At 72.8% G+C, this 22,746-nt stretch carries 15 protein-coding genes and 1 tRNA gene; 4 read left to right on the top strand and 12 right to left on the bottom strand.

Going from position 1 to position 22,746, the window contains the following annotated elements; all coding sequences use genetic code 11:
* Positions 1–296: 296 nt before the first annotated feature.
* A complete protein-coding gene (locus tag ABT093_RS08730) occupies positions 297–890 on the bottom strand; it encodes a DUF1707 and DUF4190 domain-containing protein (protein ID WP_350561882.1) in 594 nt (197 codons plus the stop codon).
* A 292-nt stretch (positions 891–1,182) separates the two neighbouring features.
* Here ABT093_RS08730 and ABT093_RS08725 point away from each other — a divergent pair, with 292 nt between their 5' ends.
* The 4 genes from ABT093_RS08725 to ABT093_RS08710 all read left to right on the top strand — a co-directional run bounded on the left by ABT093_RS08725 (position 1,183) and on the right by ABT093_RS08710 (position 6,347).
* Positions 1,183–1,992: an ABC transporter ATP-binding protein gene (locus tag ABT093_RS08725; RefSeq protein WP_350561880.1), complete on the top strand. Its 810-nt coding sequence runs from the start codon at positions 1,183–1,185 to the stop codon at positions 1,990–1,992.
* Complete coding sequence (locus ABT093_RS08720) at positions 1,989–3,629, top strand: GumC domain-containing protein (protein WP_350561878.1); 1,641 nt, start codon at positions 1,989–1,991, stop codon at positions 3,627–3,629. The genes ABT093_RS08725 and ABT093_RS08720 overlap by 4 nt, the downstream gene beginning before the upstream one ends.
* Before the next feature lie 247 nt (positions 3,630–3,876).
* Positions 3,877–5,178, top strand: a complete 1,302-nt coding sequence (locus ABT093_RS08715) for a DUF2786 domain-containing protein (protein ID WP_350561876.1) — start codon at positions 3,877–3,879, stop codon at positions 5,176–5,178.
* Between the two features lie 65 nt (positions 5,179–5,243).
* Positions 5,244–6,347: an ADP-ribosylglycohydrolase family protein gene (locus tag ABT093_RS08710; protein ID WP_350561874.1), complete on the top strand. Its 1,104-nt coding sequence runs from the start codon at positions 5,244–5,246 to the stop codon at positions 6,345–6,347.
* A gap of 21 nt (positions 6,348–6,368) precedes the next feature.
* On the opposite strand, the gene ABT093_RS08705 is transcribed toward ABT093_RS08710, so the two are convergent.
* The 11 genes from ABT093_RS08705 to rpoB form a co-directional block, all read right to left on the bottom strand.
* Positions 6,369–7,682 carry a serpin family protein gene (locus ABT093_RS08705; protein ID WP_350561872.1) on the bottom strand — a complete coding sequence of 438 codons (1,314 nt, stop codon included), beginning with the start codon at positions 7,680–7,682 and terminating at the stop codon, positions 6,369–6,371.
* 88 nt (positions 7,683–7,770) lie between these two features.
* Positions 7,771–8,985, bottom strand: coding sequence for a cytochrome P450 (locus tag ABT093_RS08700; protein WP_350561870.1), 1,215 nt, complete (start codon positions 8,983–8,985; stop codon positions 7,771–7,773).
* Between the two features lie 77 nt (positions 8,986–9,062).
* A complete protein-coding gene (locus ABT093_RS08695; protein WP_350561868.1) occupies positions 9,063–10,052 on the bottom strand; it encodes a hypothetical protein in 990 nt (329 codons plus the stop codon).
* Positions 10,049–11,320, bottom strand: coding sequence for a protein phosphatase 2C domain-containing protein (locus tag ABT093_RS08690; protein WP_350561866.1), 1,272 nt, complete (start codon positions 11,318–11,320; stop codon positions 10,049–10,051). The genes ABT093_RS08695 and ABT093_RS08690 overlap by 4 nt, the downstream gene beginning before the upstream one ends.
* A gap of 14 nt (positions 11,321–11,334) precedes the next feature.
* Positions 11,335–11,994 (bottom strand): vWA domain-containing protein, encoded by a 660-nt coding sequence (locus tag ABT093_RS08685; RefSeq protein ID WP_350561864.1) that lies wholly within the window; start codon positions 11,992–11,994, stop codon positions 11,335–11,337.
* Between the two features lie 33 nt (positions 11,995–12,027).
* Positions 12,028–12,543 (bottom strand): hypothetical protein, encoded by a 516-nt coding sequence (locus ABT093_RS08680; RefSeq protein ID WP_350561862.1) that lies wholly within the window; start codon positions 12,541–12,543, stop codon positions 12,028–12,030.
* Positions 12,540–13,931: a methyl-accepting chemotaxis protein gene (locus tag ABT093_RS08675; RefSeq protein WP_350561860.1), complete on the bottom strand. Its 1,392-nt coding sequence runs from the start codon at positions 13,929–13,931 to the stop codon at positions 12,540–12,542. The genes ABT093_RS08680 and ABT093_RS08675 overlap by 4 nt, the downstream gene beginning before the upstream one ends.
* Positions 13,932–14,150: 219 nt before the next feature.
* A complete protein-coding gene (locus tag ABT093_RS08670) occupies positions 14,151–14,891 on the bottom strand; it encodes an SIR2 family NAD-dependent protein deacylase (protein WP_350561858.1) in 741 nt (246 codons plus the stop codon).
* Positions 14,892–15,047: 156 nt separating this feature from the next.
* Positions 15,048–15,121: transfer RNA gene (locus ABT093_RS08665), tRNA-Met, on the bottom strand.
* Positions 15,122–15,257: 136 nt separating this feature from the next.
* Complete coding sequence (locus ABT093_RS08660) at positions 15,258–19,151, bottom strand: DNA-directed RNA polymerase subunit beta' (RefSeq protein ID WP_350561856.1); 3,894 nt, start codon at positions 19,149–19,151, stop codon at positions 15,258–15,260.
* A gap of 101 nt (positions 19,152–19,252) precedes the next feature.
* A complete protein-coding gene (rpoB, locus tag ABT093_RS08655) occupies positions 19,253–22,729 on the bottom strand; it encodes a DNA-directed RNA polymerase subunit beta (RefSeq protein ID WP_350561854.1) in 3,477 nt (1,158 codons plus the stop codon).
* Positions 22,730–22,746 lie beyond the last annotated feature (17 nt).

Genomic DNA, 22,746 nt, shown 5'->3' with positions numbered 1-22,746 from the left:
GAGCTGATGTACAGCGACGGCGCTCAACGCGCGGCGCGCTGGGAGGCGCTCCGGCTCGGCGCGGCGACCGGTGTGCATGCACGCACAAGGACCCGGGGACACCCCAGGCACAAGGTCAGAGCGTACCTAGCGCATCGGGCGCGGTCAAAACAAATGCAACGCCGCAGGTGACGGCCATCGGCCGGGTGTCGCGCGGGTGTCCCGCGCACGGCCGCCCGGTGTCGGACCGTCCTCCTGCCGCTCTACCACACCGGGGAGGCCGCCGCCACTCGAACGCCTCCCCGCGGCGGGCCCGGTCAGCCGGCGGACGCGATCAGGACGAACACGAAGAGGGTCCACATCACGCACTCCAGGTAACCGAGGACCAGGCCGACGGTGGCCATCGCGTCGCCGTCCTCGTTGCGCCGGCGGATCTGGTTCTTGGCGACGTGGCCTGCGACCACCGCCGGCAGGCCCATGCCCAGCAGGCCGAGCACCAGGGAGGCCACGGCCGCGCCGTTGGTCGGCCGCGGCGGCGGCACCAGGACCGGCGGCGGCAGGAAGGTCGGCGGCACCGGCATCGCCATCTGCGGCGCCATCATCGGGGGCGCCACCATCGGTCCGGCCGGCAGGTCGGCGACCAGCCGGGCCAGCTGGCCGTAGGTCTGCGCGGTGCTCGCCGCCTCGAACCGCTCGCCGTACTCGGTGGCGCTCAGCCGGCCCTCGGCGAACGCGGCCTTCAGCACGTCCACCGTGCGCTCGCGGTCCGTGGTCGCCGCGCGCATCGCCGACTGCGGCATCGCGACGTGCTGCGCGGCGTGCGGCGCCGGAGCGTACGGGGGCGCGGGCGGGGTGGACGCGGGCGGCTTGGCCGTCCCGTAGCCCTGCTCACCCCACGGCTGAACGGCCATCCGCCACCTCCCGGTACCCCCGCGCGCACACGGTTCTCGCCCGTTCCCTGGGCTCTCATAGTGCAGGACGAACGGGAGTCCTGAGTAGTTGCCAATTCCCTCGATCCGCCGACTTTTCGGTGCCCTCCGGCCGTGCCCACCGCCGCAACCACCCGTTTGGCCCTGACGCACCCGGGGCATCGCCCCTGCAGACAGGCCCGGCCGGGCGGTGGCAGGCTGTCGTTCGGGCCCGTACCGATCATGGAATCTCCACCGGCCCCGACCGGTCCGACCACCAGCAGAGAGAGCCGCCATGCAGGCGTCAGCGCCACCGCCGTTCCCCGTCCCCGCCGCTCCCGTGCCCTCGGCCGTCTCCATCCAGGGCCTGTGGAAGCACTTCGGCACCCAGGCCGCCGTCGCCGGGCTCAGCCTGGAGCTGCCGGCCGGGGCGTTCGTCGGACTGGTCGGCCCCAACGGCGCCGGCAAGACCACCACCCTGTCGATGGTCACCGGCCTGCTCCGGCCCGACCAGGGCACCGTGCTCGTCCACGGCGCCGACGTCTGGGCCGACCCGGTCGCCGCCAAGGCGCGGATCGGCATCCTGCCCGAGGGCCTGCGGATGTTCGAGCGGCTCAGCGGCCGCGAACTGCTGCGGTACAACGGCCGGCTGCGCGGCCTGCCCGGCGCCGAGGTCGACCGCCGCGCCGAGGAGCTGCTCGCCGTCCTCGACCTCGCCGGCCACGCCGACAAGCTGGTCGCCGACTACTCCACCGGCATGCGCAAGAAGATCGGCCTGGCCGCCGCGCTGCTGCACAACCCGGACGTGCTCTTCCTCGACGAGCCCTTCGAGGGCGTCGACCCGGTCTCCGCCCAGACCATCCGCGGCGTGCTCAAGCGGTACGCGGCGGCCGGCTCCACCGTCGTCTTCTCCAGCCACGTCATGGAGCTCGTCGAGCAGCTCTGCGACTGGGTCGCCGTCGTCAGCGCCGGCCGGGTGATAGCCCAGGGCCCGCTGGACACCGTCCGCGGCGGGCGCAGCCTGCACGAGGCGTTCCTGGAGCTCATCGGCGTCCGCGAGGACGACGGCCAGGCGCTCGGCTGGCTCGGCGGGGGCGACCGGTGAGCGCCTCCACGGCGCTGGGCTCCGGCGTGCCCGACGACCGCACGGTCGTGCGCACCCTGGTCTCGCTGAAGCTGCGGCTGCTCCGCAACGGCCTGCGCCGCAGCCGCGGCCGCGCCGTCCTCTACGCGCTCGGCGCCGTCGTCGGCCTGCTGTTCGCCGGCGGGATCGCGCTGGCCATGGCCATGCTGGAGCACGCGGTCGACACCGGGTCCGCCGCCGACGCGGGCGTCGTCCTCACCGGCGCGCTCACCCTCGGCTGGGCGGCGCTCCCGCTCTTCCTGTTCTCCAGCGACGAGAGCGCCGACCCGACCCGGCTGACCATGCTGCCGCTGCGGCCCGGCCCGCTGCTGCGCGGCTCGGTGCTGGCGGCCCTGCTCGGGCCCGGGCCGCTGATCAGCCTGGTCCTGCTCACCGGCGCCGCGCTCTCCGGCGCGCGGGGCGGCGCCTCGGCGGCGGCCGGGGTGCTCGGTGTGCCGCTCGCGGTGCTCACCGTCGTCGTGCTGTCGCGCGCGGTCGCCGCCGGCAACGCCCGGCTGCTCTCCAGCCGGCGGGGCAAGGACTTCGCCATCTTCGGCGGCCTGCTCTTCGCGCTGCTGGTGCAGATCGCCAACGTCGGCTCGCAGAGCGTCTTCGGCAAGCCCGGTGCCAACGGCCTGGACCTCGAACCGCTGGGCCCGATCGCCTCCGTGCTGCGCTGGGTGCCGCCGGTCTCCGCCGTCGACGCCGTCCGCACCGCCGGCGAGGGCCGGTACCCGCTCGCACTGCTCCAGCTCGCGGCGACCGCGGTGCTGCTGGTCGTCCTGCTGCGCTGGTGGCGGGCGAGCCTGCAGCAGCTGATGGTGACGGCCGACGCCTCGACGCTGGAGGTGGTGCGCGGCGTCCAGGACTCCGGGCGCGGCTGGCGCTTCCTGCCGGACGGCCGGGTCGGCGCCGTGATGCAGCGCCACCTGCGGTACGCCTGGCGCGAACCGCGGGCCAAGGCCGCGGTGTTCACCAGCATCGGCATGACGCTGGTGATCTGCGTGCTGTCGATCGTCCAGGGCTGGTCCACGGTCTACCTGGTGGCGATGACCGGGTTGTTCCTCGGCCTGCAGATGCTCAACCTGTTCGGCATGGACGGCTCCGCGTTCTGGATGGTCGCCGCCACCCTGCTGACCCCGACCGACGCCCGCGACGAGTTGCGCGGCCGGGCGTTCGCCCTGCTCTCGTACGCCGTGCCGGTCACCCTGGTGCTCGCCGTGGTGCTGGCCGCCGCCAGCGGCGACTGGTCCGGTCTGCCCTCGGCCGTCGGCCTCGCCTTCGCCCTGCTCGGCAGCGGCATCGCCATCGGCGCGGTGCTCAGCGTGCTCGCGCCGTACACCATGCCCGCTGACAACAACCCGATGCGCAACGCCGCCCCGGGCCAGGGCGGCCTGGTGATGCTCAACAGCTTCGGTTCGATGTTCGGCAGCGTCATCGTGGCCTCCCCCGCCGTCGGCTACCTCGCCTGGGCCCTCGCCGCCGACGCCCCCACCTGGCCCCTCCTCCTCGCCGGCCCCCTCTACGGCGCCCTCGTCGCCACCCTCGGCCTGCGCCTCGCCGCCGGCCGCCTGCTGGAACGCCTCCCCGAGATCCTCGCCAAGGCCGTCGAACGCTGACAACGGCGGCCCCTCGCTCGCGCCGGGCGAGGGGCCGCCCACATCGCCATGCGGCTCCTCCGGAGCGGGAAGTCGGAACGGCCGACCTCCCACTCCGCAACCGGCCGGTGAAAGAAGGCTGCTCGGGCATCCCGCTCACCTGATCGGCCACAGCCCCCGATGCGATAGCGGCGAGGCGAAGCCGAAGCCGCCCGACGAGGTGGTCCGGCATCATGGGTGGGAGGTATGGAACCCGGAGGTAGGCGGCGTGGGTAGGCGGAAGCAGGACGGCGGCGGCAGCGGCGGGGACGCCGGGGCGCTGCTGGAGACGGCGGTGCGGGGGGTGGTGACGGCGTCCGAGGAGGGGCTGGACCTCGCGCTGGACACCGGGGCCTCACTGCTGGCGGCCTCCGCCGGGCAGTGGCCGGCGGTGAGCCGGGCGGTGCTGGGGTACGCGGACACGGCGGTCGGGCGGTGCTGGTCGGCCGGGTGGCGGCCGGCGGACCTGGCGCGGGTGGTGCGCCGCGAGCTGAAGCCCGTGCACCTGGCGCTCGCCGTGGACCTGATCGCCGCCGAGGGCCGCCGCCACCCCGCGGCCGCGACGGACCGCCGCTGGCAGGAGCAGCTGCGCGAGCTGGAGGCGGAGGTCTGGTGGACGTCCGACGAGGCGCACCTCCCCGCGTTCGCCCACCGGCACCGGCTGGACCGCTTCGCTCTCGCCACCGCGCTGCTGGAGCTGCTGCGCAGCTGGGGCCGGCTGCCCCCGATCGCCCCCGTGGGCCCCGCCCCGGGACAGAGCGCGCGCCGGGAGACCGGCCCGCGCGGCCCGGTGACGGGCGAGCCGCGGATGCTGTCGCGGATCCGCGCCCTGCTGGCGAAGGCCGAGTCCACCGACTTCCCCGAGGAGGCCGAGGCGCTGACCGCCAAGGCCCAGCAGCTCATGGCCCAGCACAGCATCGACGAGGCCCTGCTCGCCGTCGACGGCGCCGACCCGCACGCGCCGGGCGCGCTGCGGATCGGCGTCGACAACCCCTACGAGGGCCCGAAGACGATGCTGCTGGACGCCGTCGCGGCCGCCAACCGCTGCCGGGTGGTCTGGGCGAAGGAGTTCGGCTTCTGCACCGTGATCGGCTTCGACGCCGACCTGGACGGCGTCGAGCTGCTCTACACCTCGCTCCTCGTCCAGGCGACGCACGCGATGCAGCAGGCCGGCGCCCGCCAGCACCTGGACGGCGCCTCCCGCACCAAGGCCTTCCGGCAGTCCTTCCTGGTGGCCTACGCCGCCCGGATCCGCGAGCGGCTGGCCGAGGCCACCGAGCGGACGACCAGCGCCGCCGCCGCCGGCCGGCACCTGCGCGAGGACGGCACGGCGGAGCAGCTGGTCCCGGACGCGCGGCTGCTGCCGGCCCTGAAGGCCCGCACCGAGGCGGTGGACCAGGAGGTGGACCGGATGTTCCCCAAGCTGGTGTCCCAGCGCGTGCGGGTGAGCGACGGCGAGGGCTGGGCGGCCGGCCGCGCGGCGGCGGACCGGGCCTCCCTGCGCGGACGCTCGGGCGAGATCAGGCGCTGAGGTCCCGGACCGGGGCCCGGGCGCCTGGTAGAAACGGGTCGCGGGGACTACGAGGGGTGGGCGATGTGAGTACGGAGACGGGCTACCGGGACCGGGTGCGCGGGGCGCTGCTCGGCGGCGCGATCGGGGACGCCCTGGGCTGGCCGGTGGAGTTCCTCCAGCTGCGGCAGATCCGCGAGCGCTACGGCCCGGACGGCGTGGCCGGCCTGCCGGGCGGCGGCCTGGTGGCCGAGGTCACCGACGACACCCAGATGACGCTGTTCACCGCCGAGGGCCTGATCCGCGGCTTCGTCCGCGGCTGGTCCGGCGGCGGCGGTTCGGTGCCGGAGGCGGTGCACGGCGCCTACCGCCGCTGGCTGCTCACCCAGCAGCAGGGCGCGCCGGACCGCGAGCCGCTCCCCCGCCCGTACGACGGCTGGCTGCTGCGCGAGCCGTTCCTGTACGCGCAGCGGGCGCCGGGCAACGCCTGCATGACCGGCGTGCAGTACCACCCGGTGTTCGAGCCGCCGGTGGCGCTGGGGCAGCCGGGCCCGATCAACGCGCATTCCAAGGGCTGCGGCACGGTGATGCGCTCCGCGCCGTTCGGGCTGGCCCGGCTGGGGGCGGAGCAGTCGTTCGGGCTGGCCGCGCAGTGCGCGCAGCTGACCCACGGGCACCCGACCGGCTACCTGGCGGCGGGCGCGTTCGCGGCGCTGGTGGAGCGGCTGGCGGCCGGGACGGAGCCCTGGGCGGCGGTCGGCGAGACGGTGGAGCAGACCCGGGAGTGGCCGGCCTCCAAGGAGACGGTGCAGGCGCTGGCCCGGGCGGTGCGGGTGGCCCAGGAGTCCGAGCCGTCGGCCGAGGCGGTGGAGCGGGTGGGACTGGGCTGGATCGCCGAGGAGTGCCTGGCGATCGCGGTGTACTGCCTGCTCGCGACGTCCGCCGAGCCGCGGCCGGCCCGTTCGGCGCTGCTGCTGTCGGTGAACCACTCCGGTGACAGCGACTCGACCGGCGCCGTCTGCGGCAACCTGGTCGGCGCGGCGTACGGCGCCTCGGCGCTGCCGGCCGACTGGGCGGAGGCGGTGGAGGGCCGGGAGGCGCTGCTGCGGACGGCGGACGACCTGCTGGTGCTGTTCGGCAGCCGCGAGCCGGGCCACCCGGCGCTCGGGGACCGCTACCCGGCCGGGTGACGCGCCGCGCCGCCTCCCGCGCTACTTCGCCGCCGGGTCGGTGACCTGCCCGAGGAAGAGCGGCCGCCCGGTGGCGGTGTCCCGGATCAGGAAGAGGAACGGCCGGTCGATGTGCAGCTGCACCGGGCTCGCGGGCACCGGCGCGGCCATCGCCTCCACGCCGACGCCGCTGCCGGCCGCCGCGACCGTGCCCTGCTCGTCGACCTGCACGGTGGCCTTCTGCACCACCGTGCCGATGGTGAGCGCCCCTTCGGCGCCCGGCCCGGGGATGCCGGAGAGGTCGGCGGCCGGCCCGAAGGCGGCCCTGACGCCCAGGGCCTGCAGGGCGGGCGAGAGCTCGTTCGCGGTGTCGAAGTGGAACTTCGGCAGGGTGAGGTCGACGGTCCGCTCGGCGAGCGAGCCGAGGATCCGGTCCAGCTCGGCCTGGTCCAGGCCCTTGCGGAACGCCGCGAAGCCGCCCTGCGCGGGCACCACCAGGTCCATCGCCAACGTGCTTCCCGCGTACGGGAGTTCGACGGCCTGCCAGGGTTCGCCGAGGATGCCGCCGGAGCCCTCGGCGTAGCGCAGGCCGGTGGTCTGGGCCATGGTGGGCACGGCGGTTTCGGTGCCGTCGAGGCGGTGGAACGGCCGGCCGGTGGTCTTCCCGGCCTTGAACGGCTCGGCCCAGTCGGCCTTGAGGTAGAGCGCGTCGGTCAGCGCGAGCCGGGTGTTCGGGTTGATCTGCCCCTCGGCGAAGAGGTTCTTGATCCGCCCCTCGGTGGCCTTCTCGACGACGCCGTTGACGGCCTTGCGGGCACCCTCCGGATCCTTGCGGAAGTCGGCGGTGTGCACGCCGGTGCCGAAGGCGGCGGCCAGCACGCCGAGGTAGCGCTGGTCGAGCGGGTAGTCGCGCTGGGCCCAGAGGTCGTCGGACTGCCGGAGGACCGGTCCGTCCTTGCCGGCCGGGGCGCCGGACCGGTTCAGGGTGCCGGTGGCGAGCGCGTACTGCTCGGGGGTGAGCCCGGTGTGCAGCGCCTTGGCGAGTTCCTCGGCGGTGGTGCCGCGCGCGCCGGGCAGCACCATGGCGAGGGCGGTGGCCAGGCCGGACGGCGAGAGCACCAGGTTGCGGCCGGCCGCGCCGGGGGCGGCGGTGAGGGTGTGCAGCAGGTCGAGCCCGAAGGCGCCGGTGGCCGAGGCGGTGGCGGCGACCTGGGCCGGGTCGGCGGGCGGCAGCGTCGCGGGGTCGGCCCGGACCACGGCCGTGCTGCCGCCGGAGGAGCCGCAGGCGGTGAGCAGGGCCGCACAGCAGAGCAGGAGCACCGCCGGACGGCGGGTGCGGGCGGACGTCGCGGACATGGCCGGCCTCGCCTCTCGGTCACGGCGCGGGCCGGTGCCCGCGCCTGGCTGCCGATTCGACGCGGCCGGCCCGCGTCCGGTTCCCCCGTCACACCTCGACCAGCAGCTCCTTCAGCCCCCGGATCACGTAGCCCGGCTGCCACTCGGGCTCGCGGACCAGCCGCAGGCCCGGGGCGCGGCGCAGCAGGGTGCCGTAGGACTCGGTGAGCTCCAGTCTGGCGAGCGGGGCGCCGAGGCAGAAGTGGATTCCGGCGCCGAAGGTGATGTGCGGGTTGTCGGTGCGGCCGAGGTCCAGGCGGTCGGGGTCGGCGAAGCGCTCGGGGTCGCGGTTGGCGGAGCCGAAGAGCAGGGCGACCTCGGAGCCGCGCGGGATGGTGACGCCGCGGACCTCGATGTCCTCCAGCACCCAGCGCTCGAACATCTGCAGCGGGGTGTCCCAGCGCATCAGTTCCTCGACGGCGGTGGGCAGCAGTCCGTCGACGTCGGCGCGCAGCCGGGCCAGCTCCCCGGGGTGGCGGAACAGCGCCCACCAGCCGTTGCCGGTGGTGTTGACGGTCGCCTCGTGGCCGGCGTTGAGCAGCAGCACGCAGGTGGAGATCATCTCCTGCTCGCTGAGCGCGTCCGAGCCCTCCTGGGCCTGGATGAGCGCGCTGATCAGGTCCTCGCCGGGGGTGGCCCGGCGCTCGCGGATGAGGGCGCGCAGGTAGTCGGAGAACTCGGTGCTCGCGGTGACGGCCCGGCGGGCGGCGTCCTCGGTCGGGTTGAGCTCGTACATCCCGGTGATGTCGGCGGACCACGGGCGCAGCAGGTGCCGGTCGGACTCCGGGACGCCGAGCATCTCGGCGATCACCGCGACCGGCAGCGGCTCGGCGACGGCGGCGATGAGGTCGCCGCCGCCGTCGGCGAGCAGGCCGTCGACGAGTTCCCCGGCGAGCCGGTGGACGGTGGGCCGCAGGCCCTCGACCATGCGCGGGGTGAAGGCCTTGGAGACCAGCCGGCGGATCCGGGTGTGGTCCGGAGCCTCCAGGTCGAGCAGGCCGTTGTCGTTGAGGGTGTGGAACGGCTCGTGCGCCGGGTCGGGTTCGGGGCGGCCGAACTCCTGGTGGCTGAACCGGTGGGTGTATGTGCGGCCGAGCCTGCGGTCGCGGAGCAGCGCGCTGACGTCCTCGTGCCGCGAGACCAGCCACTGGTCGGTGGGTTCGAAGTACGTCACGGGGGCCTGCTCGCGCAGGGCGGCGTACGCGTCGTAGGGGTGGGCCACGAACGCCGCCGACCAGGGGTCGAACTTCGCCGTCGTCGTCATCGGTCGATCACTCCAGGCCATGAGGGGGAGCCGGAAGGATCATCGTACGCATGCGCTCCGTCCGGCCCCCGCTGCGGTCAGCTCGGCCGCTGCAGCCGGATGCTTCCCCGTGCCGCCCGGCCGTCGAACAGCCGCTGGTCGACCGGCCGGGCCGGGGGCCGCGGCGGAGGGGCCAGGCCCGGGGCGAGCGGGATGCTGCCGCGGCCGCCGAGCGCCAGCAGCCAGGCGGTGAGGTCCGGCCGGCTCCCGTACGGTCCGGCGGCCTGCTCCCAGACCCGCCGGACCATCGCCAGCTGCCGGTCCGTCAGCACGCCCGGCACCGGCTCCAGCGGCGTGCCCGGTGCCACGTACGGGTCCTGCGCCAGCGTCCGGCCGATCAGCAGCGCCGCCTTGTAGCGGTCGCTGTCCACCGAGGCGGCGCTGCCGTGCGGGGAGCGCGGATCCGCCCAGTTGGGCGTGTCCGCCTGCTCCAGCACCGGGGCCGCGCCGACCTTGCGGATGCCGTCGCAGTCCAGCAGGTGCACCGCCGGCTCGGGCCGCACCGTCCAGAGCACGTTGGCGTGCGAGAGGTCCCCGATCACCAGCCCCCAGCGGTGCAGCCGGTCGATCAGCCCGACCAGCTCCAGCACCAGGGCCAGCCGCTGCTCCGCGTCCGGGCGGACGATGCCCTGGGTAGCGGGCTTCTCCGGGTAGAGCAGGTACTGCGCCTCGGTGAGCTTGCGCGCGCCGGTGGCCGTCTGCCAGGTCATCGCCGGCGGGGCCTCCCGCATGAGGAAGCCGACGCAGCGCGGGCCGTCCACCACCCGGCAGAGCGGCCAGGCGGCCTGGGCGTCGAGGCGGTCGCGGTCGGCCTGCGGCAGCGTGAGCCGCAGGCCGACCAGCTCGACCAGCGCCCGGCCGTTGACCCGGCCGGCCTCCAGGTAGCGCTTGAACAGCAGGCCGGGGTAGCCGTCCAGGCGCTGCACCAGGCCCTGGCCGCCCCGGCCGGCCTCGGCGCCGACGGGCAGCAGCGCCAGGCCGGCGTCCCCGCCGCCGGCCAGTGCGGTGGCGATGTCCGGCGCGGTCACGGCGCGGCCTCCCAGAGGCAGACCACCGAGCGGTCGTCGTCGTAGCTGCGCACCCGGACCTGGGCCTGCCAGAGGAACTCCGCGAGGCCGGGCACCTCGCGGCCCCAGCGCTCGCCGAGCCACTGCTGCAGCTCGGGCTCCTTGAGTAGCGGGAGCGCGAGGCCGTCGGTGCAGAGCACCAGCACGTCGCCGGGGCGGGTGTCGGTGATCAGCCGGGCCCGGGCGTGCTCGTACGCCTCGGGGAGGCAGTCGGTCCGGGTGCTGATCAGCGTGCCGCCCTCGTCGCCGCCGTCCGTTTCGAGGTTCTGCCAGCCGCCCTCGCGCAGGCGCAGCAGCCCGCCGTCGCCGACCGACACGAAGCCCCGGAACGGGACGGCCGGGTCGGCCGGCACCAGCAGCGCCCGCAGCGTCGTCGAGTAGGACTTCGGCGGGTGGCCGGCGCGCTCGGCCTCCTGGGCGAGTTCGATGGCCGCCGCCGCGATGAGCCGGCTCATCAGGCTGGCGAAGTCGAGTTCGGCTCCGGAGCGCAGGAAGGCCAGCAGGGTCTCCGCCTTCGGCACGACCTGCTTGGTCAGCAGCCGGACGATGCCGTGCGAGCCGTGGTGGGAGCGCGGCTGGGAGCCGACGCCGTCGGCGACCGCGAGCAGCAGCAGCTCGCCGGTCCGCACGACCAGGACGGCGTCCTGGCGGCACTCGGCCGCGTAGCGGTGGCCGTCGCCGCGGACGGAGGCGGCGCGGACGGTGGTCCGGCCGAGGACTCCGCCGTCCACCACGGTGTCGGGCAGCAGCGCGCCGACGAGGTCGCCGCCCTGCAGGGCGGGGATGTCGGTCGGCTCGGCGGGGTAGGCGGGGGGCTTGCGGCCGATGTGCGGCAGCGGGCCGGGCTCCTCGGCGGAGGCCGGCGTGACGGCCGGACCGGTCGGCGCGAACGGTCCGGCCGGCGCGAAGGGACCGGCGGCGGGAGCGGCGGCAGCGGGAGCGAAGGGGCCGGCGACGGCCTCGGGCGGCACGACGCCCGGGCCCTCGGCGCTCCAGGGCCCGCGGACCGCCGACGGCCCCGGCCCGATCGGCCGCGGCAGGAACCCCTCCGGGACCACCGGCCCGGAGGGGACGGTCGGCGGCGTCCCCGTCGTCGCGGGCTCCGGGCCCCAGCCGTGCTCGTACACCGAGGCCGCGAGGTCGATCGGGTCGCCCTTGCGGGTGGGCACGTGCTCCGGCCCGGGCTCCGGCGCGCGGCCGGCCGGCAGCTGGTTGTCGTACGCGTTCATCCGGCGGCCCGGCCTCAGAGCTTGTCGAGCGAGACGGAGGTGAACCCGGGCACGTGGTCGTCGACCTGCAGGCTCATGCCCTGGCCGGCCTCGGTCGCCCCGCTCACCGAGCGGACGATCGAGCGGGTCAGACTGGCCGCGAACTCCCGCAGCGCGACCGCCACGTCGGCGTTGCCGTCCTCCTGCATGAACGCCTTGAAGGTCGCGACGTGCGCGATCACGCTCCGGTCGGCCTGGCCGATGCCGAAGGCGATGATGTGCGGCCGGAAGGCGGCGGCCAGCAGGTCCTGGTACGGCCGGTCCCAGTCGGAGTCGGTCGGCACGCCGTCGGAGAGGAAGAAGACCACCGGGCGGTAGACGTCGTGGCCGTCCGCCTTCAGCGCCTGCACGTCCCGCTCGATCGCCTGGCGGAGCAGGCCGAAGGCGTTGCCGAAGGAGGTGAGGCCGGAGGCCTCCAGGGCGGGCAGTTCGTCGAGGTCGCTGAGGTCGACCAGCGGCTGCAGCTCGTGGGCGTCGGTGGAGAAGCCGATCAGCCCGAACCGGGTCTTGTCGGCGATGGTCGGGTTGGTGCTGATCTCCTGGTGGAGGTCGAACAGGGCCTTGTTGAGGGTGTCGATGTCGGCGCTCATCGACCCCGACTCGTCGCACACGGCGTAGAACGGGAGGATCTGCACGGAACTTCTCCTTGGATTGGCCGGCGGGCAGGGTCAGCCGGTGTAGAAGTAGATCTCCAGCGAGGCGTGCCGGGGGTTGTCCGCCAGCGAGATGAAGTCCCGCGTGGTGGTGCCCCGGAACATCTCCGGACGGGCCTGCGCCAGCAGGCCGTTGACGGTGTGGGCGTAGGCCTGGCCGGCGCCCGGGTCGCGGTTGCTGCCGAAGGTGAGGACCACGGCGGCCTGCCGGCCGGTGTACCGCTCGGTGGCCGCGCGGATCTGCGCGGCCAGGCCGGCCGTGTCCGAGGAGTCTCCGGAGACGTCGACGGTGACCGGGTCGTGCTCGACGCCGCGCGGCCCGGTCGGGGTGGGCGTGGCGCTGGGCGCGGCGGTGGCGGTCGCGGTGGCACTCGGGGTGGCGGTGGGCGCGGCGGCCCGCTCGGCGGCCACCGGGTCGCCCTGGTCGCCCATCGCGACCAGGGCGAGCACGAGCAGCATGTCGGCGAACAGCCAGCCGGCCAGGTGCACGCCCCGGATCCGCGGCCGGGCCGTCCGGAAGCGGCCCCTCATCGGCCCTGCCCGTGCACCGGCACCTCGTCCAGCTCCAGCAGGGTCCGGTCGTCGGCTTCGGCGGCCGAGGCGGCGGTGGCGGCCGCAGCCGTGCCCCGGGACCGCGCGGTGCCCCCGTCGGGACCGGACCCGGACGCCGTCTTCACCATGACGACGCCCGCCTCGCCGGGGTGTCCGGCCGGCCCGGCCCCCTCCGGGCGGGCCGCCGCCGCGGTGGCCGCCGAGGCCGCCGCCGCGACCCGGTCGGCCAGCATCGCGACGTCCCGGGCCAGCCCGTCGAGCCGCTCCAGCACCTGCCCGCTGACGTCGGCCACGGTCTCCGCGCCGGTGGTGAACCCGCGCTGGGCGACCGCGAGATCGCGCACCGCCTCCTCCACCCGTTCGCCCGCGCCGGCGAGTTCGGCGCCCACCCGGTCGGCGGCCCGCCGGACCAGCTCGGCCGCGTCGGTGAGCTGCTTCCCGCCCCGGTGGACCAGGTTGTCGGTGGCCGCCGCGCCGTCCCGGACCGTCTCGGCGAGCCGGTCGCCGCTGTCCCGCACCGCCCGGCCGACCCCGTCGACCGCCTGGCCGATGCCGTCCACCGCCTTCTCGACGCCGTCGACGGCCCGGCGCAGCGGGTCGACCGCCTCGCCCGCCTCGGCGAGGCGCTGCTCGGCCCCGGCGACCGAGCGCTCGACGGCCAGCGCGGCCTCGCTCAGCTCCCGCTGGGTGTCCGCGGCCTGGCGGCCGAGCCGCTCCAGGGTCTGCGCCGCGCCGGTCAGCTCGGCCGCGAAGCGCTGCGGCGTGGAGCGGCGGCGCTCGTTCAGCACCAGCTGGGCGCGGGTGAGCACCGGCGCCAGCTCCGCCAGCAGGTCCTCCGCCTCGCCCTCGGCCGCGGCCTCGCGGCGCTCGGTGCCGGCCCGGCGCACGCCGTGCGCCACCGAGAGCGCGAGCAGCAGCGTGATGAACAGGGTGGCGGACAGCGCGACGTCGCCGAAGGTGGCCCATCCGGGCAGCCGGCCCTCGAAGCCGGTCTGCCAGAGCTGGAGGAACGGGCGCTCGGCCTGCCGGGCGTCCGCGCCGATCAGCGCCCGGTAGGCGCTGGTGGCCTGCATCAGTCCGCCCCAGGTGACCAGCAGAGGGACGAACACCAGGGCGCCCAGGGCGACTTCGGCCCAGGACCAGAACCTCGGCTCGGGGCGCGGCCGCACCGCGGCCCGCACGCTCTCCGGCCGCACGAAGCTGTGCACCAGGTCGAGTTCGGCCCACGGGTCGAGGTCACCGGCGCCCGAGAGCGCCAACCCCAGCTCACGGAGCTCCTCCTGACGACCCACCAGGCCGGGCCGGTCCGCCAGCGCGCGCAGCTCGCCCCCGATCGCGTGGCGGTCCAGCAGTCGGCCTGAGGTCATGAGGGCTCCTTCGTACGCGCCGCCGCGGAGCGGGGGACGCCCCTGGCCGGTGCGGCGCTCAGGCGCGTGCGCCCGTGCGGCCTCCCCCGGTGGCCGGAAACCGGCCACGCCGCTCCGCGCGGCAGCGTAGCGCAGAACAGGCCACCGGGAGCGGTGAGTTCGGAACCCGGTCGGCGATTCGTCCGCGAACCCGGCGCCCTCCCGAGGGCCCGGACGGCCTCAGGCGTACCGGGCGACCAGCCGGCGGACCAGGGCCGGCAGGGCGGCGGAGATCGGTTCGCGGACGACCTCCTCGGCGGCCTCGTCGAACGGCGTCGGCTCGCCGTTCACGATGATCAGCCGGGAGCCGGTCTTCACCGCGTTGTACGGCAGCGCCGCCACCGGGAACACCTGCAGGCTGGTGCCGACCGCGATGAACAGCTCGCAGGCCTGGCTGATCGCGTCCGCCCGCCGCAGCACCTCCGGGTCCAGCTGCTCGCCGAACATCACGGTGCGCGGCCGCAGGATCCCGCCGCAGGCCCGGCACGGCGGATCCGCCTCGCCCGCCGCGACCCGCTCCAGCGCCTCCTCCATCGGCGCCACCGCCCGGCACTCCACGCACTGCACCTCCCGTGCGGTGCCGTGGAGTTCGAGCACCTTGCGGGGCGTCTGCCCGGCCCGCTGGTGCAGCCCGTCGACGTTCTGGGTGGGCACCCGCACCGGCAGCCCCGAGTGCTCCAGCCCGACCAGCGCCCGGTGCCCGGCGTTCGGCTCGGCGGCCAGGGCGCCCGTCTCGGCGCGCAGCCGCCAGGCCCGCCGGCGGACCTCCGGGTCGGAGAGGTAGGGGCCGATGGTGACCAGCCGCTGCGCGTCCGGGTCGCGCTGCCAGAGCCCGTTCGGGCCGCGGTAGTCGGGAATGCCCGAGTCGGTGGAGATCCCGGCGCCGGTGAGGACGGCGATCAGCGGGCGCTTCGCGTTCATGCCCCGGACGGTACGGCCGGCGCGCTCCGGCCGCCACCGATAGATCGACCGTCCCGCGGCTGTCCCGCCGGACCGGTTTCCGGCCCTCCCCCGCACGGGGAGCCGGGGAACGCCGAAGGGCCCGGAGGCTAGATGCCTCCGGGCCCTTCGATGCAGTAGCGGGGACAGGATTTGAACCTGCGACCTCTGGGTTATGAGCCCAGCGAGCTACCGAGCTGCTCCACCCCGCGTCGGTAAACACGATCTTACGCGACCTCGGCCGGAATCCCTAATCGGCTTCCGCCCGCCCCGGAACGCCGCCCCCGCAACGCCGCAGGGCGGCCACCCCGGGAGGGGGTGGCCGCCCTGCGGACGGGAACCTTCGACTCAGCCGGTGTACGGGCCGTAGTCGTAGTCGTCCAGCGGGACCGCCTGGCCGGAGCCGGCGCCGAAGGGCGACAGGTCGTAGTCGTCGTAGCCGACGGCCGAGTACATGGCGGCCTTGGCCTCCTCGGTCGGCTCGACCCGGATGTTGCGGTAGCGGGGCAGACCCGTACCGGCCGGGATGAGCTTACCGAGGATGACGTTCTCCTTGAGGCCCAGCAGCGGGTCCGACTTGGCGTGGATCGCCGCGTCGGTGAGCACCCGGGTCGTCTCCTGGAAGGAGGCGGCCGACAGCCAGGACTCGGTGGCCAGCGAGGCCTTGGTGATACCCATCAGCTGCGGACGGCCGGAGGCGGGGTGACCGCCCTCGGAGACCACGCGACGGTTCTCCTGCTCGAAGCGGCCGCGCTCGACGAGCTCGCCCGGGAGCAGCTCGGCGTCGCCCGACTCGATGATCGTCACGCGGCGGAGCATCTGCCGGATGATGATCTCGATGTGCTTGTCGTGGATCGACACACCCTGCGAGTTGTAGACCTTCTGGACCTCGGCGACCAGGTGGACCTGGACGGCACGCTGGCCCATGATGCGCAGGACGTCGTGCGGGTTGGTGGCACCCATGGTCAGCTTCTGGCCGACCTCGACCGCCTCGCCCTCGCTCACCAGGAGCTTGACACGCTTGGAGACCGGGTAGGCGATCTCGTCGGTGCCGTCGTCCGGGGTGACGACGATCTTGCGGGTCTTCTCGGTGTCCTCGATGCGGACCCGGCCCTGCGCCTCCGAGATCGGGGCCACACCCTTGGGGGTACGGGCCTCGAAGAGCTCGACGACACGCGGCAGACCCTGGGTGATGTCGTCACCGGCCACACCACCGGTGTGGAAGGTACGCATGGTCAGCTGGGTACCGGGCTCACCGATGGACTGGGCGGCGATGATGCCGACCGCCTCACCGATGTCGACCAGCTTGCCGGTGGCCAGCGAACGCCCGTAGCACATGGCGCAGGTGCCGACGGCCGACTCACAGGTCAGGATCGAGCGGGTCTTGACCTCGGCGATGCCGTGGCGGATCAGCTCGTCGATCAGCACGTCACCGAGGTCGGTGTTGGCGGTGGCCAGCAGCTTGCCGTCGACGGTGATGTCCTCGGCGAGCATGCGGGCGTAGACGCTGGTCTCGACGTCGTCGGCCTTGCGCAGCACGCCGTCGGCGCCCACGGAGCCGATCGCCAGCTTCAGGCCGCGCTCGGTGCCGCAGTCCTCCTCGCGAATGATGACGTCCTGGGAGACGTCGACCAGACGACGGGTGAGGTAACCGGAGTCGGCGGTACGCAGGGCGGTGTCCGCGAGACCCTTACGGGCACCGTGGGTGGAGATGAAGTACTCCAGCACGGAGAGACCCTCACGGAACGACGCCTTGATGGGTCGCGGGATGGTCTCGTTCTTCGCGTTGGACACCAGACCACGCATACCGGCGATCTGGCGCATCTGCATCATGTTTCCACGCGCGCCCGAGTCGACCATCATGAAGATCGGGTTGGTCTTCGGGAAGTTCGCGGCCATGGCGTCCGCGACCTCGTTGGTCGCCTGGGTCCAGATGCCGACGAGCTCCTGCTTGCGCTCGTCGTTGGTGATCAGACCGCGCTCGTACTGCTTCTGGACCTTCTCCGCCTTCGCCTCGAAGCCCTCCAGGATCTGGGGCTTGCTCGGCGGGACGATGACGTCCGAGATCGAGACGGTGACACCCGAACGGGTCGACCAGTGGAAGCCGGCCGCCTTCAGGTTGTCCAGGGTCGCCGCGACGGTGACCTTGGGGTAGCGCTCGGCCAGGTCGTTGACGATCGCGGAGAGCTGCTTCTTGCCCACCTCGTAGTCGACGAACGGGTAGTCCTCGGGCAGCAGCTCGTTGAAGAGCGCGCGGCCCAGGGTGGTCTTCAGGCGGAAGGACTCGCCCTCGAACCAGGAGGACTGGCCGTCCTCGTCCACCGGCGGGGTCCAGCCGCGGGGCGGCACGGTGCCGATGGGCAGGCGCAGCTCGATCGGGGCCTGGACGTCCAGCTCGCGGGCGTCGAAGGCCATGATCGCCTCGGCGGTCGACGAGAAGGTGCGGCCGGCGCCCTTCACGTTGTCGCGGTCCGAGGTGAGGAAGAACAGACCGAGCACCATGTCCTGGGTCGGCATGGTGACGGGGCGACCGTCGGCCGGCTTCAGGATGTTGTTCGAGGACAGCATCAGGATGCGGGCCTCGGCCTGCGCCTCCGCGGAGAGCGGCAGGTGGACGGCCATCTGGTCACCGTCGAAGTCCGCGTTGAACGCGGTGCAGACGAGCGGGTGGATCTGGATGGCCTTGCCCTCGACCAGCTGCGGCTCGAAGGCCTGGATGCCGAGGCGGTGCAGGGTGGGCGCGCGGTTCAGCAGGACCGGGTGCTCGGCGATGACCTCTTCGAGGACGTCCCACACGACCGGGCGGGCGCGCTCGACCATGCGCTTGGCCGACTTGATGTTCTGCGCGTGGTTCAGGTCGACCAGGCGCTTCATCACGAACGGCTTGAAGAGCTCCAGCGCCATGGCCTTGGGCAGACCGCACTGGTGCAGCTTGAGCTGCGGGCCGACGACGATGACCGAACGGGCCGAGTAGTCGACGCGCTTGCCGAGCAGGTTCTGGCGGAAACGACCCTGCTTGCCCTTCAGCATGTCGCTGAGGGACTTCAGCGGGCGGTTGCCCGGGCCGGTGACCGGACGGCCGCGGCGGCCGTTGTCGAACAGCGCGTCGACGGCCTCCTGGAGCATGCGCTTCTCGTTGTTCACGATGATCTCGGGCGCGCCGAGGTCGAGAAGCCGCTTCAGGCGGTTGTTGCGGTTGATGACGCGGCGGTACAGGTCGTTCAGGTCGGAGGTCGCGAAGCGGCCACCGTCCAGCTGCACCATCGGACGCAGGTCCGGCGGGATGACCGGGACGCAGTCCAGCACCATGCCGTTGGGCTTGTTGGTGGTCTGCAGGAACGCGGAGACGACCTTGAGGCGCTTCAGCGCACGGGTCTTCTTCTGGCCCTTGCCGGTGCGGATGATCTCGCGCAGGCGCTCGGACTCCTCCGCCAGGTCGAAGGTCTCCAGGCGGTCCTTGAGGGCCGCCGCGCCCATCGAGCCGGAGAAGTAGGTGCCGAAGCGGTCGCGCAGCTCGCGGTAGAGCAGCTCGTCGCCCTCGAGGTCCTGGACCTTGAGGTTCTTGAAGCGGGCCCACACCTCGTCGAGGCGGTCGAGCTCGCGCTGCGCGCGGTCGCGCAGCTGCTTCATCTCGCGCTCGGCGCCCTCGCGCACCTTGCGGCGCACGTCGGCCTTGGCGCCCTCGGCCTCCAGCTCGGCCAGGTCGGTCTCGGCCTTCTTGGCACGGGCCTCGAGGTCGGAGTCGCGGCGGTTCTCGATCTGCTGGCGCTCGACCGAGACGTGCGCCTCCAGGGACGGCAGGTCGCGCTGGCGGCGCTCGTCGTCGACCCAGGTGATCATGTAGGCGGCGAAGTAGATGACCTTCTCAAGGTCCTTCGGCGCCAGGTCGAGCAGGTAGCCGAGGCGGGACGGCACACCCTTGAAGTACCAGATGTGGGTGACCGGGGCGGCCAGCTCGATGTGGCCCATCCGCTCACGGCGCACCTTGGCGCGGGTCACCTCGACGCCGCAGCGCTCGCAGATGATGCCCTTGAAGCGGACGCGCTTGTACTTACCGCAGTAGCACTCCCAGTCCCGGGTGGGGCCGAAGATCTTCTCGCAGAAGAGGCCGTCCTTTTCGGGCTTCAGGGTGCGGTAGTTGATGGTCTCCGGCTTCTTGACCTCGCCGTGCGACCACTGGCGGATGTCGTCGGCGGTGGCCAGGCCGATGCGGAGCTCGTCGAAGAAGTTGACGTCAAGCACTGGTCGTCAAGCCCTCTTTCGTAAGTCGAGAGTCGTTCGTGTGGTCTGAGGGGGGCCTGGGGGCGGGCCGGCTGCTCAGCGGGCAGCCGGCCCCACCTCCGTCAGACCTCTTCGACGCTGCTCGGCTCGCGCCGGGACAGGTCGATGCCGAGCTCCTCGGCGGCGCGGAAGACGTCCTCGTCGGAGTCCCGCATCTCGATGGACTGGCCGTCCGAGGACAGCACCTCCACGTTGAGGCAGAGCGACTGCATTTCCTTGATGAGGACCTTGAAGGACTCGGGAATGCCGGGCTCGGGGATGTTCTCGCCCTTGACGATGGCCTCGTAGACCTTCACGCGGCCGAGAACGTCGTCGGACTTGATGGTGAGCAGCTCCTGCAGCGCGTACGCGGCGCCGTATGCCTCAAGGGCCCACACCTCCATCTCACCGAAGCGCTGACCACCGAACTGCGCCTTACCACCGAGCGGCTGCTGGGTGATCATCGAGTACGGACCGGTCGAGCGGGCGTGCAGCTTGTCGTCGACCAGGTGGTGCAGCTTGAGGATGTACATGTAGCCGACCGAGATCGGCATCGGGAACGGCTCGCCGGAGCGGCCGTCGAACAGCCGGGCCTTGCCGGTGGAGTTCACCAGGCGCTCGCCGTCACGGGTGAGCGTGGTGTGGTCCAGCAGACCGGTGATCTCGTCCTCGCGGGCGCCGTCGAAGACCGGGGTGGCGAGGTTGGTGCCACCCTCGACGCTGTCGGCGCCGATCACCTGCAGGCGCTTGGCCCACTCGTCGGCGAGGCCGGAGACGTCCCAGCCCTGCTTGGCGAGCCACCCGAGGTGGATCTCCAGGACCTGTCCCGGGTTCATTCGGGACGGGACGCCCAGCGGGTTGAGGATGATGTCGACCGGGGTGCCGTCCTCCAGGAACGGCATGTCCTCGACCGGCAGGATCTTGGAGATGACGCCCTTGTTGCCGTGACGGCCGGCGAGCTTGTCACCGTTGGTGATCTTGCGCTTCTGGGCCACGTAGACGCGGACCAGCTGGTTGACACCCGGGGGAAGCTCGTCGCCCTCCTCGCGGTCGAACACGCGCACGCCGATGACCTTGCCGGACTCACCGTGCGGGACCTTCAGCGAGGTGTCGCGGACCTCACGGGCCTTCTCGCCGAAGATCGCGCGGAGCAGGCGCTCCTCCGGGGTCAGCTCGGTCTCGCCCTTCGGGGTGACCTTGCCGACCAGGATGTCGCCGGTGACGACGTCGGCGCCGATGCGGATGATGCCGCGCTCGTCGAGGTCGGCGAGGACCTCCTCGGAGACGTTCGGGATGTCCCGGGTGATCTCCTCGGGGCCGAGCTTGGTGTCACGGGCGTCGACCTCGTGCTCCTCGATGTGGATCGAGGAGAGGACGTCGTCCTGCACGAGGCGCTGCGACAGGATGATCGCGTCCTCGTAGTTGTGGCCCTCCCACGACATGAACGCCACGAGCAGGTTCTTGCCGAGGGCCATCTCGCCCTCGTCGGTGCACGGGCCGTCGGCCAGCACCTGGTTGACCTCGACCCGGGCGCCCTCGTCCACGAGCACCTTCTGGTTGAAGGCGGTGCCCTGGTTCGAGCGGGTGAACTTGGCGGCGCGGTACGTGGTGTACGTGCCGTCGTCGTTGGCCACGGTGACGTAGTCGGCCGAGACCTCCTGGACGACACCCGCCTTCTCGGCGGTGATGACGTCGGCGGCGTCGACGGCGCAGCGGTACTCCATGCCGGTACCGACCAGCGGGGCCTCGCTCTTCAGCAGCGGCACCGCCTGGCGCATCATGTTCGAGCCCATGAGCGCGCGGTTGGCGTCGTCGTGCTCGAGGAACGGGATCATGGCGGTCGCGACCGACACCATCTGGCGCGGCGAGACGTCCATGTAGTCGATCTCGGTGCCCGGGATGTAGTCGATCTCGCCACCACGGCGGCGGACCAGGACGCGGGGCTCGGCGAAGTGCAGGTCCGCGGTCAGCGGGGCGTTCGCCTGGGCGATGACGTAGCGGTCCTCCTCGTCGGCGGTCAGGTAGTCGACCTGCTCGGTGACCACGCCGTCGACGACCTTGCGGTACGGGGTCTCGATGAAGCCGAACGCGTTGACCCGGCCGTACGAGGCCAGCGAGCCGATCAGACCGATGTTCGGGCCTTCGGGGGTCTCGATCGGACACATGCGGCCGTAGTGCGAGGGGTGCACGTCACGGACCTCGAAGCCGGCGCGCTCACGGGAGAGACCGCCGGGGCCGAGGGCGGACAGACGGCGCTTGTGGGTCAGGCCCGACAGCGGGTTCGTCTGGTCCATGAACTGGGACAGCTGGCTGGTGCCGAAGAACTCCTTGATGGAGGCGACGACCGGCCGGATGTTGATCAGGGTCTGCGGCGTGATCGCCTCGACGTCCTGGGTGGTCATGCGCTCGCGCACGACGCGCTCCATACGGGCGAGACCCGTACGGACCTGGTTCTGGATGAGCTCGCCCACGTTGCGCAGGCGGCGGTTGCCGAAGTGGTCGATGTCGTCGACCTCGACCACGATGTCGCGGCCGGTCTCGTCACGCCAGTCGACCTCGCCGGCGTGCAGTTTGACCAGGTACTTGATCGCGTTGATGATGTCGGGCTCGGTGAGCACACCGGAGTCCAGCGACTCGGCGTTGCCGAGCTTGCGGTTCACCTTGTAGCGGCCGACCTTGGCGAGGTCGTAGCGCTTCGGGTTGAAGTACAGGTTCTCCAGCAGCGTCTGCGCGGCCTCGCGCGTCGGCGGCTCGCCCGGACGCAGCTTGCGGTAGATGTCCAGCAGCGCGTCGTCCTGGCCCTGGGTGTGGTCCTTCTCCAGGGTGGCGCGCATCGACTCGTACTCGCCGAACTCCTCGAGAATCATCTCGTTGGTCCAGCCGAGCGCCTTGAGCAGCACGGTGACCGACTGCTTGCGCTTGCGGTCGATGCGGACGCCGACCATGTCGCGCTTGTCGATCTCCATCTCCAGCCAGGCACCACGCGAGGGGATGACCTTGCAGGAGTAGATCTCCTTGTCGGAGACCTTGTCCAGGGTGGAGTCGAAGTACACACCCGGGGAGCGGACGAGCTGCGAGACGACGACACGCTCGGTGCCGTTGATCACGAACGTGCCCTTGTGGGTCATGAGCGGGAAATCGCCCATGAAGACCGTCTGAGACTTGATCTCACCGGTCTCGTTGTTGGTGAACTCGGCCGTGACGAAGAGCGGGGCCGCGAACGTGAAGTCGCGGTCCTTGCACTCGTCAATGGAGTTCTTCGGCGGCTCGAAACGGTGGTCGCGGAAGGTCAGGGACATCGACCCACTGAAGTCCTCGATCGGGGAGATCTCCTCGAAGATCTCCTCCAGACCGGACTTGGTGGGGACGTCCAGACCGTTCTCCAGCGCCTCCTCGACGCGGGACTTCCAGGCCGCGTTGCCGAGCAGCCAGTCAAAGCTCTCGGTCTGCAGGGCCAGGAGGTTCGGGACCTCGAGGGGCTCCTTGATCTTCGCGAACGAGACGCGGAGCGGGGCGGTGGATGCGGCGGAATTGTTCGAGGCGTTGCGCGGCGCGGCCAAGAGGGGGGTCCTTCCGA

The organism is Kitasatospora sp. NPDC002551, from assembly GCF_040296005.1.
GTDB lineage: Bacteria > Actinomycetota > Actinomycetes > Streptomycetales > Streptomycetaceae > Kitasatospora.
The sequence above is the reverse complement of the archived record's forward strand: the minus strand, read 5'-3'. Positions and strand labels throughout refer to the sequence as shown.

What these genes read in the sequence shown, in the direction of transcription:
- ABT093_RS08730 (WP_350561882.1), bottom strand. Translation starts at nt 890, where the DNA reads ATGGCCGTTCAGCCGTGGGGTGAGCAGGGCTACGGGACGGCCAAGCCG.
- ABT093_RS08725 (WP_350561880.1), top strand. Translation starts at nt 1,183, where the DNA reads ATGCAGGCGTCAGCGCCACCGCCGTTCCCCGTCCCCGCCGCTCCCGTG.
- ABT093_RS08705 (WP_350561872.1), bottom strand. Translation starts at nt 7,682, where the DNA reads ATGTCCGCGACGTCCGCCCGCACCCGCCGTCCGGCGGTGCTCCTGCTC.
- ABT093_RS08700 (WP_350561870.1), bottom strand. Translation starts at nt 8,985, where the DNA reads ATGACGACGACGGCGAAGTTCGACCCCTGGTCGGCGGCGTTCGTGGCC.
- ABT093_RS08690 (WP_350561866.1), bottom strand. Translation starts at nt 11,320, where the DNA reads ATGAACGCGTACGACAACCAGCTGCCGGCCGGCCGCGCGCCGGAGCCC.
- ABT093_RS08680 (WP_350561862.1), bottom strand. Translation starts at nt 12,543, where the DNA reads ATGAGGGGCCGCTTCCGGACGGCCCGGCCGCGGATCCGGGGCGTGCAC.
- ABT093_RS08675 (WP_350561860.1), bottom strand. Translation starts at nt 13,931, where the DNA reads ATGACCTCAGGCCGACTGCTGGACCGCCACGCGATCGGGGGCGAGCTG.
- ABT093_RS08670 (WP_350561858.1), bottom strand. Translation starts at nt 14,891, where the DNA reads ATGAACGCGAAGCGCCCGCTGATCGCCGTCCTCACCGGCGCCGGGATC.